This is a genomic window from Streptomyces sp. NPDC015144 (assembly GCF_043079735.1).
Classification (GTDB): domain Bacteria; phylum Actinomycetota; class Actinomycetes; order Streptomycetales; family Streptomycetaceae; genus Streptomyces.
In genome coordinates, this window is record NZ_JBIBUU010000015.1 from 59,768 (window position 1) to 82,199 (window position 22,432).

The 22,432-nt window shown below is 70.5% G+C and carries 22 protein-coding genes and 1 tRNA gene; 13 read left to right on the forward strand and 10 right to left on the reverse strand.

The genetic code is table 11. The annotated features are described in order from the left end of the window. The first annotated feature begins 192 nt into the window (after nucleotides 1-192). The 5 genes from acs to ACF08W_RS24330 all read left to right on the forward strand — a co-directional run bounded on the left by acs (nucleotide 193) and on the right by ACF08W_RS24330 (nucleotide 5,832). Nucleotides 193-2,160, forward strand: a complete 1,968-nt coding sequence (acs, locus tag ACF08W_RS24310) for an acetate--CoA ligase (protein ID WP_352275623.1) — start codon at nucleotides 193-195, stop codon at nucleotides 2,158-2,160. A gap of 344 nt (nucleotides 2,161-2,504) precedes the next feature. Then, entirely contained in the window at nucleotides 2,505-3,899 is a 1,395-nt protein-coding gene (gene nhaA / locus ACF08W_RS24315) for a Na+/H+ antiporter NhaA (RefSeq protein ID WP_352275624.1), read from the forward strand. Nucleotides 3,900-3,945: 46 nt separating this feature from the next. Next, entirely contained in the window at nucleotides 3,946-4,479 is a 534-nt protein-coding gene (locus tag ACF08W_RS24320) for a phage holin family protein (protein ID WP_392280516.1), read from the forward strand. After that, on the forward strand, nucleotides 4,476-5,522 hold the full coding sequence (locus tag ACF08W_RS24325; protein ID WP_392280517.1) for an alpha/beta fold hydrolase: 1,047 nt from the start codon (nucleotides 4,476-4,478) through the stop codon (nucleotides 5,520-5,522). The genes ACF08W_RS24320 and ACF08W_RS24325 overlap by 4 nt, the downstream gene beginning before the upstream one ends. 106 nt (nucleotides 5,523-5,628) lie before the next feature. Next, nucleotides 5,629-5,832: a hypothetical protein gene (locus tag ACF08W_RS24330; protein WP_352275629.1), complete on the forward strand. Its 204-nt coding sequence runs from the start codon at nucleotides 5,629-5,631 to the stop codon at nucleotides 5,830-5,832. An 87-nt stretch (nucleotides 5,833-5,919) separates the two neighbouring features. Here ACF08W_RS24330 and ACF08W_RS24335 read toward each other — a convergent pair whose 3' ends face one another. From ACF08W_RS24335 to nth, 3 genes are all read right to left on the reverse strand, one after another. After that, nucleotides 5,920-7,125 (reverse strand): MarP family serine protease, encoded by a 1,206-nt coding sequence (locus ACF08W_RS24335; protein ID WP_385203511.1) that lies wholly within the window; start codon nucleotides 7,123-7,125, stop codon nucleotides 5,920-5,922. Nucleotides 7,126-7,212: 87 nt separating this feature from the next. Beyond that, the gene (locus tag ACF08W_RS24340; protein WP_392280518.1) at nucleotides 7,213-8,061 is read right to left on the reverse strand and encodes an NUDIX hydrolase; all 849 of its coding nucleotides are present in this window, start codon (nucleotides 8,059-8,061) and stop codon (nucleotides 7,213-7,215) included. A 95-nt stretch (nucleotides 8,062-8,156) separates the two neighbouring features. Then, nucleotides 8,157-9,095 carry an endonuclease III gene (nth, locus tag ACF08W_RS24345; protein WP_392280519.1) on the reverse strand — a complete coding sequence of 313 codons (939 nt, stop codon included), beginning with the start codon at nucleotides 9,093-9,095 and terminating at the stop codon, nucleotides 8,157-8,159. Between the two features lie 253 nt (nucleotides 9,096-9,348). On the opposite strand from nth, the gene ACF08W_RS24350 reads away from it, so the two are divergent. Further along, entirely contained in the window at nucleotides 9,349-10,023 is a 675-nt protein-coding gene (locus tag ACF08W_RS24350; RefSeq protein ID WP_014046869.1) for a Crp/Fnr family transcriptional regulator, read from the forward strand. Between the two features lie 139 nt (nucleotides 10,024-10,162). Here the strand turns inward: ACF08W_RS24350 and ACF08W_RS24355 are convergent, their stop codons facing one another. The 4 genes from ACF08W_RS24355 to ACF08W_RS24370 form a co-directional block, all read right to left on the reverse strand. Then, nucleotides 10,163-10,993 (reverse strand): MBL fold metallo-hydrolase, encoded by an 831-nt coding sequence (locus ACF08W_RS24355; protein WP_392280520.1) that lies wholly within the window; start codon nucleotides 10,991-10,993, stop codon nucleotides 10,163-10,165. Further along, the gene (locus ACF08W_RS24360; RefSeq protein ID WP_392280521.1) at nucleotides 10,990-11,910 is read right to left on the reverse strand and encodes an NUDIX hydrolase; all 921 of its coding nucleotides are present in this window, start codon (nucleotides 11,908-11,910) and stop codon (nucleotides 10,990-10,992) included. The genes ACF08W_RS24355 and ACF08W_RS24360 overlap by 4 nt, the downstream gene beginning before the upstream one ends. 192 nt (nucleotides 11,911-12,102) lie before the next feature. Then, the gene (locus ACF08W_RS24365; RefSeq protein WP_366299038.1) at nucleotides 12,103-12,573 is read right to left on the reverse strand and encodes a RidA family protein; all 471 of its coding nucleotides are present in this window, start codon (nucleotides 12,571-12,573) and stop codon (nucleotides 12,103-12,105) included. Beyond that, nucleotides 12,573-12,731, reverse strand: coding sequence for a DUF4177 domain-containing protein (locus ACF08W_RS24370; RefSeq protein ID WP_003967454.1), 159 nt, complete (start codon nucleotides 12,729-12,731; stop codon nucleotides 12,573-12,575). Before ACF08W_RS24370 ends, ACF08W_RS24365 begins: the two co-directional genes overlap by 1 nt. 72 nt (nucleotides 12,732-12,803) lie before the next feature. Between ACF08W_RS24370 and ACF08W_RS24375 the strand changes: the two genes are divergently transcribed. Continuing rightward, the gene (locus ACF08W_RS24375; protein ID WP_352275642.1) at nucleotides 12,804-13,790 is read left to right on the forward strand and encodes an ArsA-related P-loop ATPase; all 987 of its coding nucleotides are present in this window, start codon (nucleotides 12,804-12,806) and stop codon (nucleotides 13,788-13,790) included. After that, a complete protein-coding gene (locus ACF08W_RS24380; RefSeq protein ID WP_392280522.1) occupies nucleotides 13,787-15,370 on the forward strand; it encodes an ArsA family ATPase in 1,584 nt (527 codons plus the stop codon). Before ACF08W_RS24375 ends, ACF08W_RS24380 begins: the two co-directional genes overlap by 4 nt. 12 nt (nucleotides 15,371-15,382) lie before the next feature. On the opposite strand, the gene ACF08W_RS24385 is transcribed toward ACF08W_RS24380, so the two are convergent. Continuing rightward, entirely contained in the window at nucleotides 15,383-15,733 is a 351-nt protein-coding gene (locus tag ACF08W_RS24385) for a WhiB family transcriptional regulator (protein WP_366299087.1), read from the reverse strand. 386 nt (nucleotides 15,734-16,119) lie between these two features. On the opposite strand from ACF08W_RS24385, the gene ACF08W_RS24390 reads away from it, so the two are divergent. Further along, nucleotides 16,120-18,360: a transglycosylase domain-containing protein gene (locus ACF08W_RS24390; protein ID WP_392280523.1), complete on the forward strand. Its 2,241-nt coding sequence runs from the start codon at nucleotides 16,120-16,122 to the stop codon at nucleotides 18,358-18,360. Between the two features lie 154 nt (nucleotides 18,361-18,514). On the opposite strand, the gene ACF08W_RS24395 is transcribed toward ACF08W_RS24390, so the two are convergent. Then, a complete protein-coding gene (locus ACF08W_RS24395; RefSeq protein ID WP_352275648.1) occupies nucleotides 18,515-18,982 on the reverse strand; it encodes a GatB/YqeY domain-containing protein in 468 nt (155 codons plus the stop codon). A gap of 79 nt (nucleotides 18,983-19,061) precedes the next feature. On the opposite strand from ACF08W_RS24395, the gene ACF08W_RS24400 reads away from it, so the two are divergent. From ACF08W_RS24400 to ACF08W_RS24415, 4 genes are all read left to right on the forward strand, one after another. After that, nucleotides 19,062-20,000, forward strand: coding sequence for a metallophosphoesterase (locus ACF08W_RS24400; RefSeq protein WP_392280524.1), 939 nt, complete (start codon nucleotides 19,062-19,064; stop codon nucleotides 19,998-20,000). 101 nt (nucleotides 20,001-20,101) lie between these two features. Beyond that, nucleotides 20,102-20,175: transfer RNA gene (locus ACF08W_RS24405), tRNA-Pro, on the forward strand. A gap of 244 nt (nucleotides 20,176-20,419) precedes the next feature. After that, nucleotides 20,420-21,253, forward strand: a complete 834-nt coding sequence (locus ACF08W_RS24410) for a DUF4365 domain-containing protein (protein ID WP_392280525.1) — start codon at nucleotides 20,420-20,422, stop codon at nucleotides 21,251-21,253. After that, the gene (locus tag ACF08W_RS24415) at nucleotides 21,250-21,405 is read left to right on the forward strand and encodes a hypothetical protein (RefSeq protein ID WP_392280526.1); all 156 of its coding nucleotides are present in this window, start codon (nucleotides 21,250-21,252) and stop codon (nucleotides 21,403-21,405) included. The genes ACF08W_RS24410 and ACF08W_RS24415 overlap by 4 nt, the downstream gene beginning before the upstream one ends. Before the next feature lie 46 nt (nucleotides 21,406-21,451). Here the strand turns inward: ACF08W_RS24415 and sigJ are convergent, their stop codons facing one another. After that, on the reverse strand, nucleotides 21,452-22,432 hold the full coding sequence (gene sigJ, locus ACF08W_RS24420) for an RNA polymerase sigma factor SigJ (RefSeq protein WP_392280584.1): 981 nt from the start codon (nucleotides 22,430-22,432) through the stop codon (nucleotides 21,452-21,454).

Consider the following 22,432-nt stretch of genomic DNA (forward strand, 5'->3'; position numbering starts at 1 on the left):
GCGCACGGCATGACGCCGCACGGCACCACGTCGTACGCGACGCGGCCGGCAGGACCACGTCCCGCACGTGAGTGAGGTGCACCGGACAGACGCACCTCAAGGGACACAGGTCTAAACCATTTCCGGGCAGCCCCTTGTCACCCGGCCTTTGGCCTGATGAGCTATGCCCGGGACACAACGGACACCCTGGGAATGGGAGATGTCGTGAGCAACGAAAGCTTGGCCAATCTGCTTCGTGAGGAGCGGAGGTTCGCACCGCCTGCCGATCTGGCCGCGAACGCCAACGTCAAGGCGGAGGCGTACGAGCAGGCAGAGGCGGACCGGCTGGGCTTCTGGGCCGAGCAGGCCCGCCGCCTGACCTGGGCCACGGAGCCGACCGAGACGCTCGACTGGAGCAACCCGCCCTTCGCGAAGTGGTTCGCGGACGGCAGGCTCAACGTCGCGTACAACTGCGTGGACCGCCACGTCGAGGCCGGCAACGGCGACCGGGTGGCCATCCACTTCGAGGGCGAGCCCGGCGACAGCCGCGCCATCACCTACGCGCAGCTCAAGGAAGAGGTCTCCCGGGCCGCCAACGCGCTCATCGAGCTCGGTGTCGGCAAGGGCGACCGGGTCGCGGTCTACCTGCCGATGATCCCCGAGGCCGCCATCGCGATGCTGGCCTGCGCCCGCATCGGTGCCGCGCACTCGGTGGTCTTCGGCGGCTTCTCCGCCGACGCCATCGCCGCCCGTATCCAGGACGCGGACGCCAAGGTCGTCATCACCGCCGACGGCGGCTACCGGCGCGGCAAGCCGTCCGCGCTGAAGCCCGCCGTGGACGACGCCGTGTCCCGTATCGACACCGTCGAGCACGTCGTCGTGGTCCGGCGCACCGGCCAGGACACCGCGTGGACCGAGGGCCGCGACATCTGGTGGCACGAGATCACCGGCCGCCAGTCCGCCGAGCACACCCCCGAGGCGTTCGAGGCGGAGCAGCCGCTCTTCATCCTCTACACGTCCGGCACGACGGGTAAGCCGAAGGGCATCCTGCACACCTCCGGCGGCTACCTGACGCAGGCCGCGTACACCCACCACGCGGTCTTCGACCTCAAGCCGGAGACCGACGTCTTCTGGTGCACGGCCGACATCGGCTGGGTGACCGGCCACTCGTACATCGTCTACGGCCCGCTGGCCAACGGTGCGACGCAGGTCATGTACGAGGGCACGCCCGACTCCCCGCACCAGGGGCGTTTCTGGGAGATCGTGCAGAAGTACGGCGTCACGATCCTCTACACCGCGCCGACCGCGATCCGGACGTTCATGAAGTGGGGAGACGACATCCCCGCCAAGTTCGATCTGAGCAGCCTCCGGATCCTCGGTTCGGTCGGCGAGCCGATCAACCCCGAGGCGTGGATGTGGTACCGCAAGCACATCGGCGCCGACAGGTGCCCGATCGTGGACACCTGGTGGCAGACCGAGACCGGCGCGATGATGATCGCGCCGCTGCCGGGCGTGACGGAGACCAAGCCGGGCAGCGCCCAGCGCGCCCTGCCCGGCATCTCGGCCACCGTCGTCGACGACGAGGGCAACGAGGTCCCGAACGGCGGGGGCGGCTACCTCGTCCTCACCGAGCCGTGGCCGTCGATGCTCCGCACCATCTGGGGCGACGACCAGCGCTTCATCGACACCTACTGGTCCCGCTTCGAGGGCACGTACTTCGCGGGCGACGGTGCCAAGAAGGACGAGGACGGCGACATCTGGCTGCTCGGCCGGGTCGACGACGTGATGCTCGTGTCCGGGCACAACATCTCGACCACCGAGGTCGAGTCGGCGCTCGTGTCGCACCCCTCGGTCGCCGAGGCGGCCGTGGTCGGCGCCGCCGACGAGACGACCGGCCAGTCCATCGTGGCCTTCGTGATCCTGCGTGGCTCGGCCGAGGCTTCCGACGAGCTCGTCGCCGATCTCCGCAACCATGTCGGCGCCACGCTCGGTCCGATCGCCAAGCCGAAGCGGGTCCTTCCCGTCGCCGAGCTGCCGAAGACCCGCTCCGGCAAGATCATGCGGCGTCTGCTGCGCGATGTCGCCGAGAACCGCGAGCTGGGCGACGTGACGACCCTCACCGACTCGTCGGTCATGGACCTCATCCAGAACCAGCTGCCGTCGTCCTCCTCCGAGGACTGAGCGGCACCGGGGCTGAGCGGCCACCGGGGCGGAACAGCCACCGGGCCGGCCGAGCAGCCACCGGGACGGAGAGAACGCGGGACGGAGAGCCCGCAGGACCGCGAGGTCCGACCAGCGGTACCGAGGGGCATCCGGCAACACGCCGGGTGCCCCTCGGGCGTTTTCCGGGGTTTCCCGGGGGAAGCGAAGCGAAGATCGTCGGGTACAGCCCTGCGCACCCCGGGTAGAGTGGCGGTTACGCCCAACAACTTCATACGAAAATCTCCACAGGGGTGCCGGGAAGTCTGGTCGGCAAGTGCATCAGCCATGCCATCGCTGCCGAACCGACCCGGAGGATCCCACTCGTGGCCGCGCCCACCCCCAGCCGCCGTACGTTTCTCGGCAGGCTCTCCCTTCCTGAGCGGAACTACCTCGCCGAAGCCCTGCGCACCGAGACCGTGGGCGGCGTCATACTCCTCGTCGCCGCAGTGGCCGCGCTGGTGTGGGCGAACACCTTCGGCTCCAGCTATGCCGCCGTCAGCAACTTCCACATCGGTCCCACGTCCCTGGGGCTCAACCTCTCCGTCGCGCACTGGGCTGCGGACGGCCTGCTCGCGATCTTCTTCTTCGTCGCGGGCGTGGAGCTCAAGAGGGAGCTGGTGGCGGGCGAGCTGCGCGACCCCAAGGCGGCCGCGCTCCCGGTCGTCGCCGCGCTGTGCGGAATGGCGGTTCCGGCCCTCGTCTATCTCCTGGTCAACGTGGTCGGTGGCGGTTCGACGGGCGGCTGGGCCGTCCCCACCGCCACCGACATCGCCTTCGCACTCGCCGTGCTCGCGGTCATCGGCACCTCGCTGCCGAACGCGCTGCGCGCCTTCCTGCTGACGCTCGCCGTCGTCGACGACCTCTTCGCCATCCTGATCATCGCGGTCTTCTTCACCGAGCAGATCAACTTCATGGCCCTCGGCGGCGCCGTCGTCGGGCTGGCCGTCTTCTACCTGCTGCTGCGGAAGAACGTACGCGGCTGGTACGTCTACGTGCCGCTGGCCCTGGTCATCTGGGGTCTGATGTACAACAGCGGCATCCACGCCACGATCGCCGGTGTCGCCATGGGCCTGATGCTCCGCTGCACCCGGCACGAGGGCGAGAGCCAGTCGCCCGGCGAGCGCATCGAGCATCTGATCCGCCCGCTGTCGGCCGGTTTCGCCGTACCTCTGTTCGCGCTCTTCTCCGCCGGCGTCTTCCTCTCCGGCAACGCGGTGGCGCACATCTTCACCCGTCCCGAGACGCTCGGGGTCGTCCTGGGCCTGGTCGTCGGCAAGACCGTGGGCATCTTCGGCGGTACGTGGCTGGCCAGCCGTTTCAGCAAGGCGGAGCTGAACAAGGAGCTGGCCTGGGCGGACGTCTTCGCGGTCGCCACCCTCGCCGGGATCGGATTCACCGTCTCCCTGCTCATCGACGAGCTGGCCTTCGCCGGGGACCAGTCCATGATCAACGAGGTCAAGGCCGCCGTACTGTTCGGTTCCCTGACGGCCGCCGTCCTCGCCACGGTGCTGCTCAAGCTGCGGGTACGGAAGTACCGCGAACTGCACGAGGCGGAGGAGCGCGACGAGGACGCGGACGGGGTACCCGACGTCTACGAGCAGGACGATCCGGAGTACCACCTGCGGATGGCCGAGATCCATGAGAAGAAGGCGGCGGAGCACCGGCGCCTTGCCGAACTGGCGGGGGCAGCGAGCAGCAAGCCGGACAGTCCGGCATGATCTGACACCAGATGTGTTGGCAGGAGAGCAGAAGAGGGAGTCAGGGATGAGCGACCCCGGCAACGACGCGGGCCACGCCGACCGCAGTCTCGGGCAGCTGGTCGCCACGGCGACGGCCGAGATGTCCGCACTGGTGCACGACGAGATCGCCCTGGCCAAGGCCGAGGTGCGACAGGACGTCAAACGCGGCGTCACCGGCAGTGTGGTGATGATCGTCGCGGGTGTGTTCCTCCTGTTCTCGATCCCGGTGCTGAGCTTCGCGGCGGCGTACGGGATTCACAATCTGGGGCTCGGGCTTGCCTGGTCGTTCCTGATCGTGGGCGGCGCGTTCATCCTCCTGGGTGGGCTGTTCGCGCTGTTCGCCGTCGCCAAGTTCAAGAAGGTCAAGCCGCCGGAGAAGTCCATCGCCTCGGCCAAGCAGACGGCGGCCGTGCTCCAGGGCGTCAAGCCGCACCCCCGGCCGGTCGTACCCGCCGGGGCGCGCCGTCCGGCCGTCTCGGGCAGCACGCTGGCGGGCACCGGCATGGAGAAGGCGCCGGGCCAGGACAAGCCCTCCGGTGTGGCACGCTCGTCTGCATGACGGTCCGCGATTCCAGCTCCGCCGGCCCCGGCGCCACGCCCGGCCCCCACGACCCCGCCGGCCCGGACAGCCCTGACGGCCCCGTCGTCCTTCCCGGCCCGGACGCCTCAGGGGTGCCGGGTGGCTCCGGCGGGCCGGTGCGGTTCGACGGGCCCTGGACCCACCGGGACGTGGCGGCCAACGGCGCCCGTTTCCACATCGCCGAGGCCGGCGAAGGGCCGCTGGTGCTGCTGCTGCACGGCTTCCCGCAATTCTGGTGGACCTGGCGCCACCAGCTCACCGCGCTGGCCGACGCGGGTTTCCGGGCCGTGGCGATGGACCTGCGCGGGGTCGGCGGCAGCGACCGCACGCCCCGGGGCTACGACCCCGCCAACCTGGCGCTCGACGTCACCGGCGTGATCCGCTCGCTCGGTGAACCGGACGCGGCCCTGGTCGGCCACGACCTGGGCGGCTACCTCGCCTGGACGGCCGCCGTGATGCGCCCGAAGCTGGTGCGCCGGCTGGTGGTCTCGTCGATGCCGCACCCGCGCCGCTGGCGTTCCTCGATGCTCTCCGACCCCGCGCAGACCCGGGCCGGTTCGTATGTCTGGGGTTTCCAGCGCCCCTGGGTGCCGGAGCGTCAGCTCGTCGCGGACGACGCCGCACTGGTCGGCCGGCTGATCCGGGACTGGGCCGGGCCCCGTACCCCGGACTTCCCCGACGACGCGACGCTGGACGTCTACCGGCGCGCGATGTGCATCCCGTCGACGGCGCACTGCTCGATCGAGCCGTACCGCTGGATGGTGCGCTCCCTCGCCCGCCCGGACGGAATCCAGTTCAACCGGCGGATGCGGCTGCCAGTCCGGGTACCGACCCTGCATCTGCACGGTTCGCTCGATCCGGCGATGCGCACACGCAGTTCGGCCGGTTCCGGCGAGTACGTCGAGGCGCCGTACCGGTGGCGACTTTTCGACGGTCTGGGGCACTTCCCGCACGAGGAGGACCCGATCGGCTTCTCGGCCGAACTCATCAACTGGCTCAAGGACCCCGAGCCCGATCGGTAGCCGTACGGACGCAGTTGTCCGGGGAACGGCCAATTGCCTGGCGCATAGGCCAATTGGCTGGCGGATAGGTGGTTACCGACCATGAGGCCCGGGCAGACGTCCCGGTATGGGCTGGACGCACGACTTCGGTGACGCAGCACGCAACCGCCGCTCGACCGCCACGGCCGGTCCGAGCACTCACGAGGGGGGCGGCCCGCAGGGCCGGGTGCGCGATATGCATGGTCTGCACGATCTCCAGTTGGGCATTCCGCGCATTCTGCGCCGTCGGGCCCGCTGGGTCTCGGCGCGATTGCGCCATCCACGCGGATGACCTCTGCCCCGTCGGGCCGGTGAGAGATCACCGGCCCGACGGGGCCTGGTCCCGGCGCTCCCCCGCGTCCCCGCAGGCGGCGGTGGCTCAGAGGGCGCACGCCTGACTGTCGACCTGCTGGTTGGCGGAACGGCCGCGCTCGATGTCCTGGCGGATCTCGTCGGCCGTCAGCGCGTAGCCGGTGTCGGGGTCGTCGAGCGACTTGGCGAAGACGACGCCGTACACGTCACCCTCGGGCGTCAACAGCGGACCGCCGGAGTTCCCCTGACGGACCGTCGCGTAGAGGGAGTACACATCGCGGCGAACGGTGCTCCGGTGGTAGATGTCCGGGCCCTTGGCGTCGATGCGGCCGCGCACCCGCGCGGCCCGTACGTCGTACGAGCCGTTCTCCGGGAAGCCCGCGACGATGGCGCTGTCGCCGCTGCGGGCGTCACTGTCGGTGTCGGCGAACTTCAGGGGCTTCGCGTCGAGATCCGGCACGTCGAGCACGGCGATGTCACGGCGCCAGTCGTAGAGGACGACCTTCGCGTCGTACAGCCGGCCCTGGCCGCCGATCTGGACGGTCGGCTCCTCCACGCCGCCGACGACATGGGCGTTGGTCATCACCCGGCGGTCGGAGAAGACGAAGCCGGTGCCTTCGAGGACCTTGCCGCAGCTCGGTGCCGTACCGACGACCTTGACGATGGACTTCTGGGCGCGGGCCGCGACGGGGCTGCCGATCAGCGCCGGGTCCGGGGCCCGGACCTCGGTGATCGGCTCGTTGGCGAACGGGCTGAAGACCTGGGGGAATCCGTTCTGCGCGAGGACCGAGGAGAAGTCCGTGAACCAGCTGGAGGCCTGGTTGGGCATCACCCGGGAGATCCCGAGCAGGACCGACGAGCTGCGGACCTCCTTGCCCAGCGTCGGCAGGGTCGTACCGGCCAGCGCGGAGCCGATCAGCCAGGCGACCAGCAGCATCGCGACGACGTTGACCAGGGAGCCGCCGGTGGCGTCGAGGGCGCGCGCGGGCGACCAGGTGATGTGCCGCCGCAGCTTGTTGCCGAGATGGGTGGTGAACGCCTGGCCCACCGAGGCGCAGACGATCACGATGACGACGGCGACGACGGCGGCCGTCGACGAGACCTCGGAGCCGTTCGTCAGCTGGTCCCACAGGATCGGCAGCAGGTAGACGGCGACGAGCCCGCCGCCCAGGAAGCCGATCACCGACAGGATGCCGACGACGAACCCCTGTCGGTAGCCGATGACCGCGAACCACACGGCGGCGACCAGCAGCAGGATGTCCAGCACGTTCACCGTCTATAGCCTCGCAGATTCGTCACCGGGCCCGTTCCCTTCGACTGGGTCCGGGCGGGGCCGGACAGCGCAGTACGGATCAGCCTGTCATGCACGCCAGTCGAGCGGCACCTGCCGGGCCCGGTCCCAGGGACGCTCCCAGCCCGCGAAGTGCAGGATGCGGTCGATCACCCCGGCCGTGAAACCCCACACCAGAGCGGACTCGACCAGGAACGCCGGGCCTCTGTGCCCGCTCGGATGGACCGCGGTCGCGCGGTTGGCCGGGTCCGTGAGATCCGCCACGGGCACGGTGAAGACCCGGGCCGTCTCACCCGGATCGACGACGCCGACCGGGCTCGGCGAGCGCCACCAGCCCAGGACCGGCGTCACGACGAAGCCGCTCACCGGGATGTACAGCCGGGGCAGCACCCCGAAGATCTGGACGCCCCGGGGGTCGAGGCCGGTCTCCTCCCTGGCCTCCCGCAGCGCCGCTCTGAGCGGGCCGATGGTCGCCTGGTCGCCGTCCTCCGGGTCCAGGGAGCCGCCGGGGAAGGACGGCTGCCCGGCGTGCGAACGCAGGCTGCCGGACCGCTCCATGAGCAGCAGCTCGGGGCCCCGCTCGCCCTCCCCGAAGAGGACGAGCACGGCGGACTGCCGCCCGGCCCCGCTCTCCGGCGGCAGGAAGCTGCTGAGCTGGTCGGGCTGGACCGTCCGCGCGGCGTGCAGGACGGGATCGAGCCAGGACGGCAGCCCCTCGGCCGTGACGCCGATCGTCCCGTCGACCGCGGCTCCGTCAGTCGCGGCTCCGTCGGCCGCAGCGCCGTTGGTCGCGGTGCCGTCGGTCGCGGCGCCCCGGCCCGTGGCAGCGGGCCGGTCGGCGGTGGGCCGGTCGGCGGTGGGCCGGTCGGCGGCGTCGGCGTCCGGCCCCGCCGCCGTGCTCTGTTCATGCGTCTTCATAGGCACCCCTCGTCTCACAACGGCTGTCGTCACGCTTTTCGTTCCGGTCTCCCCGACAGCGACCGAAAGCGGACGCGCGGGACCGGGCCCGTCCGTCAGCCGGCCCCGAGCGGCGGCGCGGGCTTGCCGGGGTAGTCGGCCGGCGGGCTGAGCCGCTGCCCCGGCTGGCCGCCCATCTCGTACTTCAGCAGCTTCCGGGCCTTCTCCGGGTCCGTCTCGCCCTCGCCGTACGCGGGACAGAGCGGGGCGATCGGGCAGGCGCCGCAAGCGGGCTTGCGCGCGTGGCAGATGCGGCGGCCGTGGAAGACGACCCGGTGCGAGAGCATCGTCCACTCGCTCTTGGGGAAGATCGTGGCGATCTCGGCCTCGACCTTCTCCGGGTCCTCCTGTTCCGTCCACCGCCAGCGCCGGACCAGCCGTCCGAAATGCGTGTCGACGGTGATCCCTGGAACACCGAAGGCGTTGCCCAGCACGACGTTGGCGGTCTTGCGGCCGACCCCCGGGAGCGAGACGAGATCGTCGAGCCGCCCCGGCACCTCTCCGCCGAAGTTGTCCCTGAGCGCCGTGGACAGCCCTATCAGCGACTTCGTCTTGGCCCGGAAGAATCCGGTCGGCCGGATCAGCTCCTCCATCTCCTCGGGGACGGCCGCGGCCATGTCCTCGGGGGTGGGGTAGGCGGCGAAGAGCGCGGGGGTGGTCTGGTTGACCCTCAGGTCGGTGGTCTGGGCGGAGAGGACCGTGGCGACCAGGAGCTCGAAGGGGTTCCTGAAGTCCAGCTCGGGGTGGGCGTACGGGTAGACCTCGGCCAGCTCGCGGTTGATCCGGCGGGCCCGGCGCACCATCGCCAGCCGCGACTCCGATTTCCACCCGGCTGCGGCCTTGGGCGCTGCGGCTGCGCCCTTGGCCCGGCCCTTGGACGCGGCGGTTCCGCCCGTGGGCGTCGCGGCCCCGGACGTATCGGACCCGGGCTTTCCGGACTTGATCACTCCGGTTTTCGCCGCTCTTCCCGGGCGAACCGAGCCCTGTTCGCCCACAGCGGAATCAGGTCCTCCCGACACCTCATCAGCCCCCTTGGCCTGCGCTCTCACCGGCGGTTTGGACACCCGGCCAGCCTAGAGCCACGCACTGACATCCGCCCCTGTCACCATGCATCCGCCCCCGATCGGCCCCCTGCCGCACTGTTCGGCACGCCCGTGCGTCAAACTGGTTTGTGATTGATCGCACTGTTTTACCGTCCGGCATGATGGGGACCACGGTTCCCTGTACAGGCCGACAAGGAGAGATTTCGTGGACGACGTTCTGCGGCGCGCCCCGCTTTTCGCGGCGCTCGATGACGAGCAGGCCGCGGAGCTCCGCGCCTCGATGAGTGAGGTGACCCTCGCACGCGGTGACGCGCTCTTTCACGAGGGCGACCCGGGCGACCGCCTCTACGTGGTCACCGAGGGCAAGGTGAAGCTCCACCGCACCTCCCCCGACGGCCGCGAGAACATGCTGGCGGTCCTCGGCCCCGGCGAGCTGATCGGTGAGCTGTCGCTCTTCGACCCGGGCCCGCGCACCGCCACCGCGACCGCGCTGACCGAGGTCAAGCTCCTCGGCCTCGGCCACGGCGACCTCCAGCCCTGGCTGAACGCCCGCCCCGAGGTGGCCACGGCCCTGCTGCGCGCCGTCGCCCGCCGTCTGCGCAAGACCAACGACCAGATGTCCGACCTGGTCTTCTCCGACGTCCCGGGCCGTGTCGCCCGCGCCCTGCTCGACCTGTCGCGCCGCTTCGGCGTCCAGTCGGAGGAGGGCATCCACGTCGTCCACGACCTCACCCAGGAAGAGCTGGCCCAGCTGGTCGGCGCCTCCCGCGAGACGGTCAACAAGGCGCTCGCCGACTTCGCCGGGCGCGGCTGGCTGCGCCTGGAGGCCCGCGCCGTGATCCTGCTGGACGTGGAGCGCCTGGCGAAGCGGTCCCGCTGAGAGCGACCCCGTCAGGACCGCGCGTACGCCCCGTACGCGCCGTGTGACGTACGAGGCCCCGCCGTTTCGGCGGGGCCTCGCCCGCGTCCAGGCCGGCGCGTACTCAGGCGGGGCCCGTTGGGCTCGGGCCCACCCGTGCTCAGGCCAACCCGTGCCCGTCCAGGTACTCCAGCTGCGCCAGCACCGAGAGCTGCGCGGCCGGCCACAGCGAGCGGTCCACGTCCGCGTAGACCCGCGCCACCACCTCCGGCGCCGTCCGGTACCCGGCCTCGACCGCCGACTCCACCTGGGCCAGTCGGTGTGCGCGGTGCGCGAGGTAGAACTCGATCGCGCCCTGTGCGTCGTCCAGCACCGGCCCGTGCCCCGGCAGCACCGTGTGCACCCCGTCGTCCACGGTCAGTGAACGCAGTCGCCGCAACGAGTCGAGGTAGTCGCCGAGCCGCCCGTCCGGATGCGCGACGACCGTCGTGCCGCGCCCGAGGACGGTGTCCCCGGTCAGCACCGCCCGGTCGGCGGGCAGGTGGAAGGAGAGCGAGTCCGCGGTGTGGCCCGGGGTCGGCACCACCCGGAGCTCCAGGCCGCCGGTGGTGATCACGTCGCCCGTGGTCAGCCCCTCGTCGCCCAGCCGCAGCGCCGGGTCCAGTGCCCGCACCTTCGTACGGGTCAGCTCGGCGAAGCGGGCCGCGCCCTCCGCGTGGTCGGGGTGCCCGTGGGTGAGCAGGGTAAGCGCGATCCGGCGCCCCGCCCGCTCGGCGGTGTCGATCACGGCCCGCAGGTGCCCGTCGTCCAGCGGGCCGGGGTCGATGACGACGGCGAGATCGGAATCGGGCTCGGCCACGATCCAGGTGTTGGTGCCGTCCAGCGTCATCGGTGAGGCGTTGGGGGCGAGGACGTTGACGGCACGGCTGGTGGCGGGGCCGGACAGCACCCCGCCCCGCGGCTGCCCGGGAAGGGCCGAGGCCCCGCTCATCCGGCCTCACCGCTCGCGCCGCCGCCCGGTATGCGTGTGGTGTCCGTGGTGTGCGTGATGCGCTTGGTGAACTCGTCGTGTCCCGGCCAGCTCAGCACCAGCTCGTCCCCCTCCAGCCGCGCCCGCGCCAGTACGGGGGTGAGGTCCTGGGACTCCGCCGCCTTCAGGGCCTCCGCGGCCGTCCCGTACGGCCTCAGCGACCGCAGCGTGGAGACGGTCGGCGGCATCATCAGCAGCTCGCCCCGGTCATACCCGTCCGCCGCCTCGCCGGGGCCGATCCAGACCGTGCGGTCGGCCTCCGTGGAGGCGTTGCGGGTGCGCTGGCCCTCGGGGAGGGCGGCGACGAAGAACCAGGTGTCGTAGCGCCGGGGCTCGAACTCGGGAGTGATCCAGCGCGCCCAGGCGGCCAGCAGGTCGGAGCGGAGCACCAGGCCCCGCCGGTCGAGGAACTCCGCGAAGGACAGCTCCCGGGCGACCAGCGCCGCCCGGTCGGCCTCCCAGTCGGCGCCCGTGGTGTCGCCCACCACCGTGTCGGCGCTCTCCCCGGCGAGCAGGACGCCCGCCTCCTCGTACGTCTCACGGACCGCCGCGCACACGATGGCCTGGGCCTGGGCCGGGGTGTCGACGCCCAGCCGCTCCGCCCAGCTCTCCAGCGCGGGCCCGGCCCAGCCGACCAGCCGGTCGTCGTCGCGCGGGTCGACCCCGCCACCCGGATAGGCGTACGCGCCTCCGGCGAAGGCCATGGAGGTGCGGCGGCGGAGCATGTGGACGGCGGGGCCCTGGCCCGTACCGGCGGCGGAGTCCCGGAGCAGCATCACGGTGGCGGCCCGCTTCGGGGTCCCGGGCCTCAGCTCACCTGCGGCGAGTGCCCGGATCCGGTCGGGCCATTCCGGTGGGTACCACTGACCATTGGACATGGCCGGAGGCTATCCGGAACCACGCCGATGTTCGAGAGGTGAACAGATCCACGCCCTCCCCCGCGCACGGGCGCGAGGGCCGGGTACGCGTGATCCCGCCCGGTCGTCATGACCGGACGGGATCGGAGCACATCGAAGAGACGGATGAGACGGAAGAAACCGAAGAAACAACGGAGAACAGGGGCCTGGGGCTCAGGCTCCGGTCAGCTCGACCTGGATCTCGACCTCGACCGGCGCGTCCAGCGGCAGCACCGCGACGCCCACCGCGCTCCGCGCGTGCACGCCCTTCTCGCCGAGGACCTCGCCCAGCAGCTCGCTGGCACCGTTGATGACGCCCGGCTGCCCGGTGAAGTCGGAGGCCGAGGCGACGAAGCCCACGACCTTCACCACCCGGGCGATCCGGTCCAGGTCGCCCACCACGGACTTCACGGCGGCCAGCGCGTTGAGCGCACAGGTCCGCGCCAGGTCCTTGGCCTCGTCTGCCGTGACCTCCGCACCGACCTTGCCGGTGACCGCGAGCTTGCCCTCCACCATCGGCAGCTGGCCGGAGGTGTACACGTACGCCCCGGACCGCACGGCCGGCTGGTACGAGGCCAGCGGCGGCACGACGTCCGGCAGCGTCAGCCCGAGCTCGGCGAGCCTCGCCTCGACCGCGCCCGCCACTACGCCTTCTCCCGCTTCAGGTAGGCCACGAGCTGCTCGGGGTTGTTCGGGCCGGGAACGACCTGGACCAGCTCCCAGCCGTCCTCGCCCCAGGTGTCCAGAATCTGCTTGGTCGCGTGCACGAGAAGGGGCACGGTCGCGTATTCCCACTTGGTCATGGGCCCGACTGTAATACCTGGCACGCACGGCCTCGTGCGTAGCGTGCGGCACGACTGGTTAGGCTCGAATACGTGAGCAGGTTCCAGGTCGTCAGCGGCAAGGGCGGTACCGGTAAGACCACGGTCGCCGCCGCCCTCGCGCTTGCCCTCGCGACCGAGGGCAAGCGCACTCTCCTCGTGGAGGTCGAGGGCAGGCAGGGCATCGCCCAGCTCTTCGAGACGGAGCCCCTTCCGTACGAGGAGCGCAAGATCGCCGTCGCGCCGGGCGGCGGGGAGGTGTACGCCCTCGCGATCGACGCGGAGCGCGCCCTGCTCGACTACCTCCAGATGTTCTACAAGCTGGGCAGCGCGGGCCGGGCGCTCAAGAAGCTCGGCGCGATCGACTTCGCCACCACGATCGCGCCCGGCGTGCGGGACGTGCTGCTGACCGGCAAGGCCTGCGAGGCCGTACGCCGCAAGGACAAGCAGAACCGGTACGTCTACGACCACGTGATCATGGACGCCCCGCCCACCGGCCGCGTCACCCGCTTCCTCAACGTGAACGACGAGGTGGCCGGGCTGGCCCGGATCGGCCCGATACACAACCAGGCCCAAGCCGTGATGCGGGTGCTGAAGTCCCCCGCGACCGCCGTCCATCTGGTGACGCTGCTGGAGGAGATGCCGGTCCAGGAGACCGCCGACGGCATCGCCGAGCTGCGCGCCGCCGAGCTGCCGGTGGGCCGGGTGATCGTGAACATGGTCCGCCCCCACCTGCTCGACGAGGACACCCTGCGCACCGCCGCGACCGGCCGCCGCAAGGAGATCGCCAAGGCCCTGACCCGCGCCGGGGTGACCGGCTCCGCCGCGCTCGTCCGCCCCCTGGTCGAGCAGGCCGCCGAGCACGCCCAGCGCGTCGGGCTGGAACGCGAACAGCGCGCCGTACTGGCCGAGCTGGGGCTGCCCGGGTACGAACTCCCGCTGATCGGCGAGGGGATGGACCCGGCCGGTCTCTACGAGCTGGCGATCGAGCTCCGCAAACAGGGCGTGGCCGACGAAGCGGCACAGGCGGTGGACGCATGACGCGGCACGAGACCGAGGAGACCGGGGAGGACCAGGAGAGCCAAGTGACGGGTGAGGCCCAGGAGATCGACGTTCCCGCTCCGGCTCCCGCTCTGGACGTCGACGCGCTCCTCGACGATCCGGACATCCGGATCGTCGTCTGCTGCGGCTCCGGCGGCGTCGGCAAGACCACGACCGCCGCGGCCCTCGGCGTACGGGCGGCCGAGCGCGGCCGCAAGGTCGTCGTCCTCACCATCGACCCGGCGCGCAGGCTCGCCCAGTCCATGGGCATCGACTCGCTGGACAACGTCCCGCGCCGGGTGCCGGGCCTCAAGGGCGACGACGTGCGTGACGACGCCGGTGCCGAGGCCGGTGACGACACGGGCGTGGCCGGGGCCGGGGGCACCGGGGAGCTGCACGCCATGATGCTCGACATGAAGCGGACCTTCGACGAGATCGTCGAGGCGCACGCGGACCCTGAGCGGGCCCGCGCGATCCTGGAGAACCCCTTCTACCAGTCCCTGTCGGCCGGTTTCGCGGGCACCCAGGAATACATGGCGATGGAGAAGCTCGGGCAGTTGCGTGCGCGCGACGAGTGGGACCTGATCATCGTCGACACCCCTCCGTCGCGCTCCGCGCTGGACTTCCTGGACGCGCCGAAGCGGCTGGGGTCGTTCCTCGACGGGAAGTTCATCAAACTGCTGATGGCCCCGGCGAAGATGGGCGGCCGGGCCGGGATGAAGTTCCTCAACGTCGGCATGTCGATGATGACGGGCACCCTGGGCAAGCTGCTCGGCGGACAGTTCCTGCGCGACGTACAGACCTTCGTCGCGGCGATGGACACCATGTTCGGCGGATTCCGTACCCGCGCCGATGCCACGTACCGGCTGCTCCAGGCGCCGGGTACGGCGTTCCTGGTCGTCGCGACACCGGAGCGGGACGCGCTGCGCGAGGCGGCGTACTTCGTGGAGCGGCTGGCCGCGGAACGGATGCCGCTGGCCGGGCTGGTGCTCAACCGGGTCCAGGGCAGCGACGCCGCCCGGCTCTCCGCGGAGCAGGCCCTCACCGCCGCGGAAAATCTTTCCGGAATCGGCATTGTGGATCAGGCGGCCGGGAAGGCTGGATTTCGTGACCGGGCCGACCGGGCGGCCGACTCCCCCGAAGCCGCCGTCGCGCCCGCTGCCACGTCCGAGCACGCGCACACCGAGAACGCCCAGCACGTCGAGAAGACGGAGAGCGTCGATACCGCGGAGACCGAGAGCGGCGAAAACGACGAGAACGGCGAGAACGGCAACAACGACGGGACCGACGAGCACACGAGAACCACGAGGACCACGAAGCGCGCAGAGAGCACGGAGAGCATCGAGGAGCTGACCGCGGGGCTGCTGCGCCTGCACGCCGAGCGCATGCAGTTGGTCGCGCGGGAACAGCGCACACGTGATCACTTCACCGCGCTGCATCCGGAGGTCGCGGTGGCCCATGTCGCCGCGCTGCCCGGTGACGTGCACGACCTGGAAGGGCTCCGGGCCGTGGGTGACAGGCTCTCGACCGGTTCCGCCGATTCCGCTTCGTCCGCTTCCTCGTCGGCCGGAGCCGTGTAGCGCTCGTCCGTCCTATCCCACCGCGGCGTACCTCGCGTGCAGTTCGTCGTCGTCCAGCCCGATCGCCACGGGCAGGATGCCCGTCGACTGCTCGTACTCGCTGCGCGCGGTCTCCAGCAAGCGACGCCAGGACGTCACGGTGGGACGTCTGCGCAGCAGTGCGCGGCGCTCCCGCTCGGTCATCCCGCCCCACACGCCGAACTCGACGCGGTTGTCCAGCGCGTCGGCCAGGCACTCGGTCCGCACCGGGCATCCGGTGCACACCGCCTTGGCCCTGTTCTGCGCTGCCCCTTGTACGAACAGTTCATCCGGATCGGTAGTGCGGCAGGCTGCCTGCGCACTCCAGTCGGTTACCCAGCCCATCACGGCGCCGTCCTCTCCCGAATCGAGGCTCCCCCACGGCGACAGCGGCATATTCACCGCTGCCAGTTGAGGACGTTACGGAAGGTGGCGACAGCACAACACCCCCTTCGGGCCCAATCTTGAATGGCCCGAACGGACTATGCGTATACGGCAGATCACCCAGAGGAGTGAGGCGAGGGCATATAAGAACATCCCCTGCGAACCGGGACACTCCTCCTGGTTCACAACGGGCATTCCATGACACACAAGGCGAATTCGGGTGCGCCTTGGATCGGGACCGGGCCGTGCACGGGGGTTGATGCGGAACCGGGCTGCTGTGACAGTTGGGAGCAGCTTAGGCCAAGGCATATACGTGTGTCCGGCGAATGAGAACGTAGGCTGCCCCCATGCCAAAGAAGCGCTCGGGCGGGGGTCTCTCGACGACCCAGCAGGCCGCCAAGTTCCTCGGTGTCGCCGCCCTCTCCGGAGTCGTCCTCGCGGGCATCGCGCTGCCGGCCGCCGGAGCACTGGGTCTCGCGACCAAGGGGACAGTGGAGGGATTCGACGAGATCCCCTCCAATCTGAAGACTCCGCCGCTGAGCCAGCGCACCACGATCCTGGACAGCAAGGGCGGCCTCATCGCCTCGGTGTACTCGCGCGACCGCACCGTCGTCCCGCTGAAGGACATCTCCCCGTACATGCAGCAGGCGATCATCGCGATCGAGGACGCCCGCTTCTACAAGCACGGGGCAGTCGACCTCAAGGGCATCCTGCGTGCGCTCAACCGCAACGTGCAGTCGGGCGGCACCGCGCAGGGCGCGTCGACGCTGACCCAGCAGTACGTGAAGAACGTCTTCGTCGAGGAGGCGGGCGACGACCCCGACAAGGTCGCGCAGGCCACCCAGCAGACGATGGGCCGCAAGATCCAGGAGTTGAAGTACGCGATCCAGGTCGAGCAGGAGCTGGGCAAGAAGAAGATCCTGGAGAACTACCTCAACATCACCTTCTTCGGGCAGCAGGCCTACGGCATCGAGGCCGCCTCGCAGCGCTACTTCTCCAAGTCCGCGAAGGACCTGACGCTGGAGGAGGCCGCGCTGATGGCCGGCGTGGTGCAGTCGCCGAGCCGGTTCGACCCGGTCAACGACTCGGCCGAGGCGACCAAGCGCCGCAACATGGTGCTCCAGCGCATGGCCGACGTCGGGAACATCTCGCAGGACGCCGCCGACAAGGCGAAGAAGACACCGATCAAGCTGCACATCAAGAAGCCGAAGAACGGCTGCATCACCGCGGTCAGCGGCGCCGGCTTCTTCTGCGACTACGTGCGCCACGTCTTCCTCACCGACCCGGTCTTCGGCAAGACCAAGGAGGACCGGGCCAAGCTCTGGAACCAGGGCGGCCTGACGATCCGGACCACGCTCGACCCGCAGTCCCAGCAGTCGGTGCAGAACTCGATCGCCCAGCACGTCTACAAGACGGACAAGGTCGCGACGGCGGTGACCCTGGTCCAGCCGGGCACCGGCCGGATCATGGGCATGGGCCAGTCCAAGCCGTACGGCTTCGGGAACGACGAGACCCAGTACAACTACTCGGTCAACAAGGACATGGGCGGCTCGAACTACGGCTTCCCGAGCGGCTCGACGTTCAAGCCGTTCGTCGCCGCGGCCGCCATCGAGCGGGGCAGGCCCGCCACCCAGGTCTACTCCTCGCCGTACGAGATGCCCTACCCGTCGGTGCAGACCTGCTCCAAGCCGTACGTGAACACGAGCGGCGAGACGGTGCCGAACGAGGACGAGTCGGAGCGCGGGCCGTACGCGCTGAAGGAGGCGATGGCGAAGTCCGTCAACACCTACTTCATCCAGATGGTGCAGGACATCGGGCTCTGCCCCGTGACGCAGCTGACCGACAAGCTCGGCGTGATCCAGGGCAACGGCGCGAAGCTGCCGCAGACCCCGGCCATCGCGCTCGGCACGGAGGGGATGTCCCCGCTGACGATGGCCAGCGCGTACGCCGCCTTCGCCAACCGCGGCACGTACTGCACGCCGGTCGCGGTTCTCTCGGTCACCAAGGCGAACGGCCGCTCGCTCCCGGTGCCCAAGACTTCCTGCTCCCAGGCCATGTCCCCGACGACCGCCGACACGGTGAACACCCTGCTGCGCGGCGTGATCGACTCCGGTACGGGTCAGCAGGCCGGCCTCCAGAACCGCGACAACGCGGGCAAGACCGGTACCACGGACTTCCGTAAGAACGCCTGGTTCGTCGGGTACACGCCGAACATGTCCGGCGCCGTCTGGGTCGGCAGCCCGACCCAGGGCGTCAAGATGGAGAACATCACGATCGGCGGCGTCTTCCAGGCGAAGGTCTACGGCGGCCAGGTCCCCGGACCGATCTGGCGCGACGCCATGACGGGAGCACTGGCGGGCGTGGACGCCCCCGCCTTCAACACGGTGAACATCCCGGACCCGCAGAAGAACGACAAGGACAGGGACAAGAACAAGGACAAGGGCCGCGATCACAACCAGCCCGGAAACGGGGGCGGGAAGCCCGACGACGGAAACCCCTTCCCCGGCATCACCGTCCCGCCCAACATGAACGGCGGCAACAACGGCGGCCACCGCGGCCAGAACAACGGCGGCGCGCAGGGCCCCTGAGCGGCCACGACAGCAGAGCGGGGGGCCTCGCGCGGACACTGGATCCGCGGGAGGCCCCCCGCTCTGTTCTGTTCTGTTCCGCCCTGTTCCGTGCCGCGTGCCCGGACCGCTCCGTTCGATGCCGTCCTGCGCGCGGGGCGCTGCCCGGCCGGGTTCAGCCCGCGAGGAGCTTCTTCACCGAGGCGGCCACCCGGCCACCGTCCGCACGCCCCGCCACCTTCGGGTTCACGATCTTCATGACGGCGCCCATCGCACGCGGGCCCTCGGCCCCGGCGGCCCTGGCCTCCTCGACGGCGGCGGCCACGATCGCGCCCAGCTCGTCGTCGCTGAGCTGCTTCGGCAGGTACGCCTCGAGCACCACGCCTTCCGCCTTCTCCCGCTCGGCCTGCTCGGTCCGGCCGCCCTGCGCGAAGGCCTCGGCCGCCTCGCGGCGCTTCTTCGCCTCCTTGGCGATCACCTTCTGCACCTCGTCGTCGGAGAGCTCGCGGGCCGCGGTACCGCTGACCTCCTCCTTCGTGATGGCCGTGAGGGTCAGCCGGAGCGTGGACGAGGTCAGCTCGTCCCGCGCCTTGATGGCCGTGGTGAGGTCTTCCTTGAGCTGCGACTTGAGCGTGGTGGTCATGTGCTGATTGTGGCAGGTACGGGGCAGCCCGCGCCCGCAGGTTTTCCGCTGGCCGCAGGGTGTCTGCGACGATGGACACATGCGCGCACGCTACGGAGTCCCCCTGAAAGTCACGGCAGTCGGCGCGGCGATCGGCGCGGCCGGTCTCGCCTACGCCGCCGGATTCGAGGCCCGCTCGTTCCGGCTGCGACGGGTCACCATCCCCGTGCTGCCGCACGGGGCACGCCCGTTGCGGGTGCTCCAGGTCTCCGACATCCACATGGTGAGCGGCCAGCGCAAGAAGCGCGCCTGGCTCCAGTCTCTGGCCGGCCTGCGCCCGGACTTCGTCGTGAACACCGGAGACAACCTCTCCGACCCCGAGGCCGTGCCCGAGCTGCTCGACGCGCTCGGCCCCCTGATGGAGTTCCCGGGGGTGTACGTCTTCGGCTCCAACGACTACTACGGCCCGAAGCTGCGCAACCCCGCCCGCTACCTGGTGGAGAAGGCCCGCGGCAAGCACGGCCTCAACGGGAACGCCCCCGCGGTCGGCGTCGTCCACAACCCGTGGGAACCCATGCGCGACGCCTTCGACGAGGCGGGCTGGCTGGGCCTGTCCAACACCCGGGGCCGCCTCAAGATCGACGGCATGGAGCTGGCCTTCACCGGCCTGGACGACCCGCACATCAAGCGCGACCGCTACGCCGAGGTGGCGGGCGGCCCGGAGACCGGCGCCGACCTCTCCATCGGCGTCGTCCACGCCCCGTACCTGCGCTCCCTGGACGCCTTCACCATGGACGGCTACCCGCTGATCCTGGCCGGTCACACCCACGGCGGCCAGCTCTGCATCCCCTTCTACGGGGCCCTGGTCACCAACTGCGACCTGGACACGGACCGGGTCAAGGGCCTCTCCACCCACTCCATGGACGGCCGCCGCGCCTACCTCCACGTCTCCGCCGGCTGCGGCACCAACCGCTACACCCCGGTCCGCTTCGCCTGCCCCCCGGAGGCGACGCTCCTGACCCTGACGGCCCGGGACTGAACCGCCGGCCCCCTTCCCCGCCCCGCTCCGCAGAAACCGGATTTCGTCTGCGGGCGCGGGTGGGCTAAAGTAATCGATGTCGCCGGGACACCAGCGACGATCGGGGTGTAGCGCAGCTTGGCAGCGCGCTTCGTTCGGGACGAAGAGGTCGTGGGTTCAAATCCCGCCACCCCGACAGCCAGTAAGACCAGGTCAGGGGCCTGATCCGAGAAATCGGATCAGGCCCCTGAGTGGTTTCCGAGACCTTTCGGGAGCCGGTTGGCACCCCCGCTCGGGCCACGGATCGAGCGGGGGTGCCGCTCCGGCGCCCTGGTTGTCCCACGCCCGCCGCTCTCCACACAAGGCGCCTTCCCTTACCCCGTTGTCAGACCATGGTGGCACGCTGAAAGCGGACAACAACGGATCGTGAGGGGCGGGGCATGACGAGGATCCCGAGTGGGCGGAGGGTGGAACAGGCGGCGGTGAACGCCTTGCGCACACTGCTGCAGAGCCACGATCACGTCGTGGAGGAGATCTCGGGGCAGAACGACTACGGCGAGGATCTGTACGTCACCTTCGCCCACGCCGGGCGGGTGACCAACGACGTCATCAAGGTCCAGGTGAAGGGCGGCGTCTCGTGGAGACGGTCGTACGGCTACGCGGTGCCGGTGCGGCAGCACGGCGAGACGTGGGCGAACGGCAACGTGCCCGTGTTCTGCGTCGTCTTCGATCCGGACACGGAGCAGTTGTACTGGGCCAACGCCACGAAGCAACTCCGCGTGGGGAGGCAGAAGGGCCACCGGCCGCGCACCATCAGGCTGTCCGGGTCGTCGGTGCTGGACGACAACACCGTGGCGGACTTCGTGAACGAGGCCCGTGCGTACGTCGGCGGGTACCGGGGACGGAACGCGGTCCTGGCCCACCTGGGAGAGATGGCGGGGGTCGTCTTCGATCGCTCGGACCATGTCCTGCACTGGGTCAACGAGTTCGATGAGCAGCTGATCTTCTGGCAGCGCCCCGGGGAGCCCCATGCCACCCTCCTCCACAGCGACCTCGACTGGAATCCGATACCGATCAGGCCGAGCGGGCTGCTTCTGCCGGGCGCCTGGGCCCAAGGGCTCGATCTCGGCGGAGACTTCCCGGAGGAGCTCCGGCGGAGCATGCCCATCCCGTTCATCAGTGGAGTGATCCTGAACATGCCGGAGGCCCTGTGGCTCGCGTCCTGCTTCTCCTCAACGGAGCGAGCCCGGCACGGTGTCGGGGTATCGGGATGAGAGAAGTCTGCGCCCAGGCCCTCGCCGATCCCGCCGCCGGGATCGCCTACAGCTACACCCGGAGGCGGTTCTCGTTCGGCGGGGGCGGAGGAGCGCCCGAGAACCACCGGCTGATCGCGGCGGTGGCGGCGTGCGCCCGGAGCGTCGGCTGACGGCGCGGGCCGCGTCGGGCTCCCTGGGCGAGTACGGCCCCTGCTGTCACTCCTCGTTCCTTGCGTCCCCCACGCCTCCCGTGCCCCCTGCGCCGCCTCCGTTACCTGTCCAGGGGCGGAGCTTCTCCGGGTTGCGGACGGCCCAGATGTGGCTGATGCGATCGCCGGTGAGCTGGAACGCGGCCACGGTCAGCGTGACGCCCGCGTGCTGGGCGACCAGGCCGGGGCGGCCGTTGACCGAGCGTTCCAGGAGCTCCAGCCCCGGGGCCTTGTCGGCGATGTAGATCATGTACTGGGCGATGCGCTCGCTGCCCTCGACCGGCCGGAGGACGGCACCGACCAAGCCGCCGCCGTCGGCGGTCAGTGTGGCGTCGGGATCGAGGAGGCCGACCAGGGCCCTGATGTCCTTGGCCTCCCACGCCTCCTTGAAGTGCCGCACCAGCCCGGCCTGATCGGACACCGGAAGGGCCGGGGGCCGTGCCCGTTCGGCCCCGATCCGCCGACGCGCCGAGGAGGCCAGTTGCCGGCAGGCCGCGGGCGTACGGTCCATGAACCCGGCGATCTCCGCGAAGCTGTACCGGAAGACGTCGTGCAGGACGAACGTCACGCGCTCGGCGGGCGTCATCGACTCCAGTACGACGAGAAAGGCCATGTCCACCGACTCGTCCAGGGTGACCTGGTCGGCCGGATCGGCCGCCTCCGCACCGCCGCCGACCGGCCGCCCGCCGAGCCACTCCATCCGGTCGGGCAGTGGGTCGGGGATCCACGCGCCGACGTACGCCTCACGCCGGACCCGTGCCGAGCCGAGCACGTCCAGGCAGATGCGGCTCGCCACCGTCGTCAGCCAGGCGGCGGGTGATTCGACGGCCTCCCGCCGTCGCGGCGACAGCGCGTACCAGCGGGCGTAGGTCTCCTGTACGGCGTCCTCCGCCTCGGCCAGCGAGCCGAGGAGCCGGTAGGCCAGGTTGATCAACCGGCGCCGCTCACCGTCCATCGCCCCGGGGGCTCTGTCGAACGCCGTGCTCAT

Excerpts from the sequence above, each read along its gene's own strand:
- acs (WP_352275623.1), top strand. The coding sequence starts at position 193 with ATGGGAGATGTCGTGAGCAACGAAAGCTTGGCCAATCTGCTTCGTGAG.
- ACF08W_RS24320 (WP_392280516.1), top strand. The coding sequence starts at position 3,946 with ATGAGCGACCCCGGCAACGACGCGGGCCACGCCGACCGCAGTCTCGGG.
- ACF08W_RS24325 (WP_392280517.1), top strand. The coding sequence starts at position 4,476 with ATGACGGTCCGCGATTCCAGCTCCGCCGGCCCCGGCGCCACGCCCGGC.
- ACF08W_RS24330 (WP_352275629.1), top strand. The coding sequence starts at position 5,629 with ATGGGCTGGACGCACGACTTCGGTGACGCAGCACGCAACCGCCGCTCG.
- ACF08W_RS24340 (WP_392280518.1), bottom strand. The coding sequence starts at position 8,061 with ATGAAGACGCATGAACAGAGCACGGCGGCGGGGCCGGACGCCGACGCC.
- ACF08W_RS24355 (WP_392280520.1), bottom strand. The coding sequence starts at position 10,993 with ATGAGCGGGGCCTCGGCCCTTCCCGGGCAGCCGCGGGGCGGGGTGCTG.
- ACF08W_RS24360 (WP_392280521.1), bottom strand. The coding sequence starts at position 11,910 with ATGTCCAATGGTCAGTGGTACCCACCGGAATGGCCCGACCGGATCCGG.
- ACF08W_RS24370 (WP_003967454.1), bottom strand. The coding sequence starts at position 12,731 with ATGACCAAGTGGGAATACGCGACCGTGCCCCTTCTCGTGCACGCGACC.
- ACF08W_RS24380 (WP_392280522.1), top strand. The coding sequence starts at position 13,787 with ATGACGCGGCACGAGACCGAGGAGACCGGGGAGGACCAGGAGAGCCAA.
- ACF08W_RS24385 (WP_366299087.1), bottom strand. The coding sequence starts at position 15,733 with ATGGGCTGGGTAACCGACTGGAGTGCGCAGGCAGCCTGCCGCACTACC.
- ACF08W_RS24390 (WP_392280523.1), top strand. The coding sequence starts at position 16,120 with ATGCCAAAGAAGCGCTCGGGCGGGGGTCTCTCGACGACCCAGCAGGCC.
- ACF08W_RS24395 (WP_352275648.1), bottom strand. The coding sequence starts at position 18,982 with ATGACCACCACGCTCAAGTCGCAGCTCAAGGAAGACCTCACCACGGCC.
- ACF08W_RS24400 (WP_392280524.1), top strand. The coding sequence starts at position 19,062 with ATGCGCGCACGCTACGGAGTCCCCCTGAAAGTCACGGCAGTCGGCGCG.
- ACF08W_RS24410 (WP_392280525.1), top strand. The coding sequence starts at position 20,420 with ATGACGAGGATCCCGAGTGGGCGGAGGGTGGAACAGGCGGCGGTGAAC.
- ACF08W_RS24415 (WP_392280526.1), top strand. The coding sequence starts at position 21,250 with ATGAGAGAAGTCTGCGCCCAGGCCCTCGCCGATCCCGCCGCCGGGATC.
- sigJ (WP_392280584.1), bottom strand. The coding sequence starts at position 22,432 with ATGAGCACGGCGTTCGACAGAGCCCCCGGGGCGATGGACGGTGAGCGG.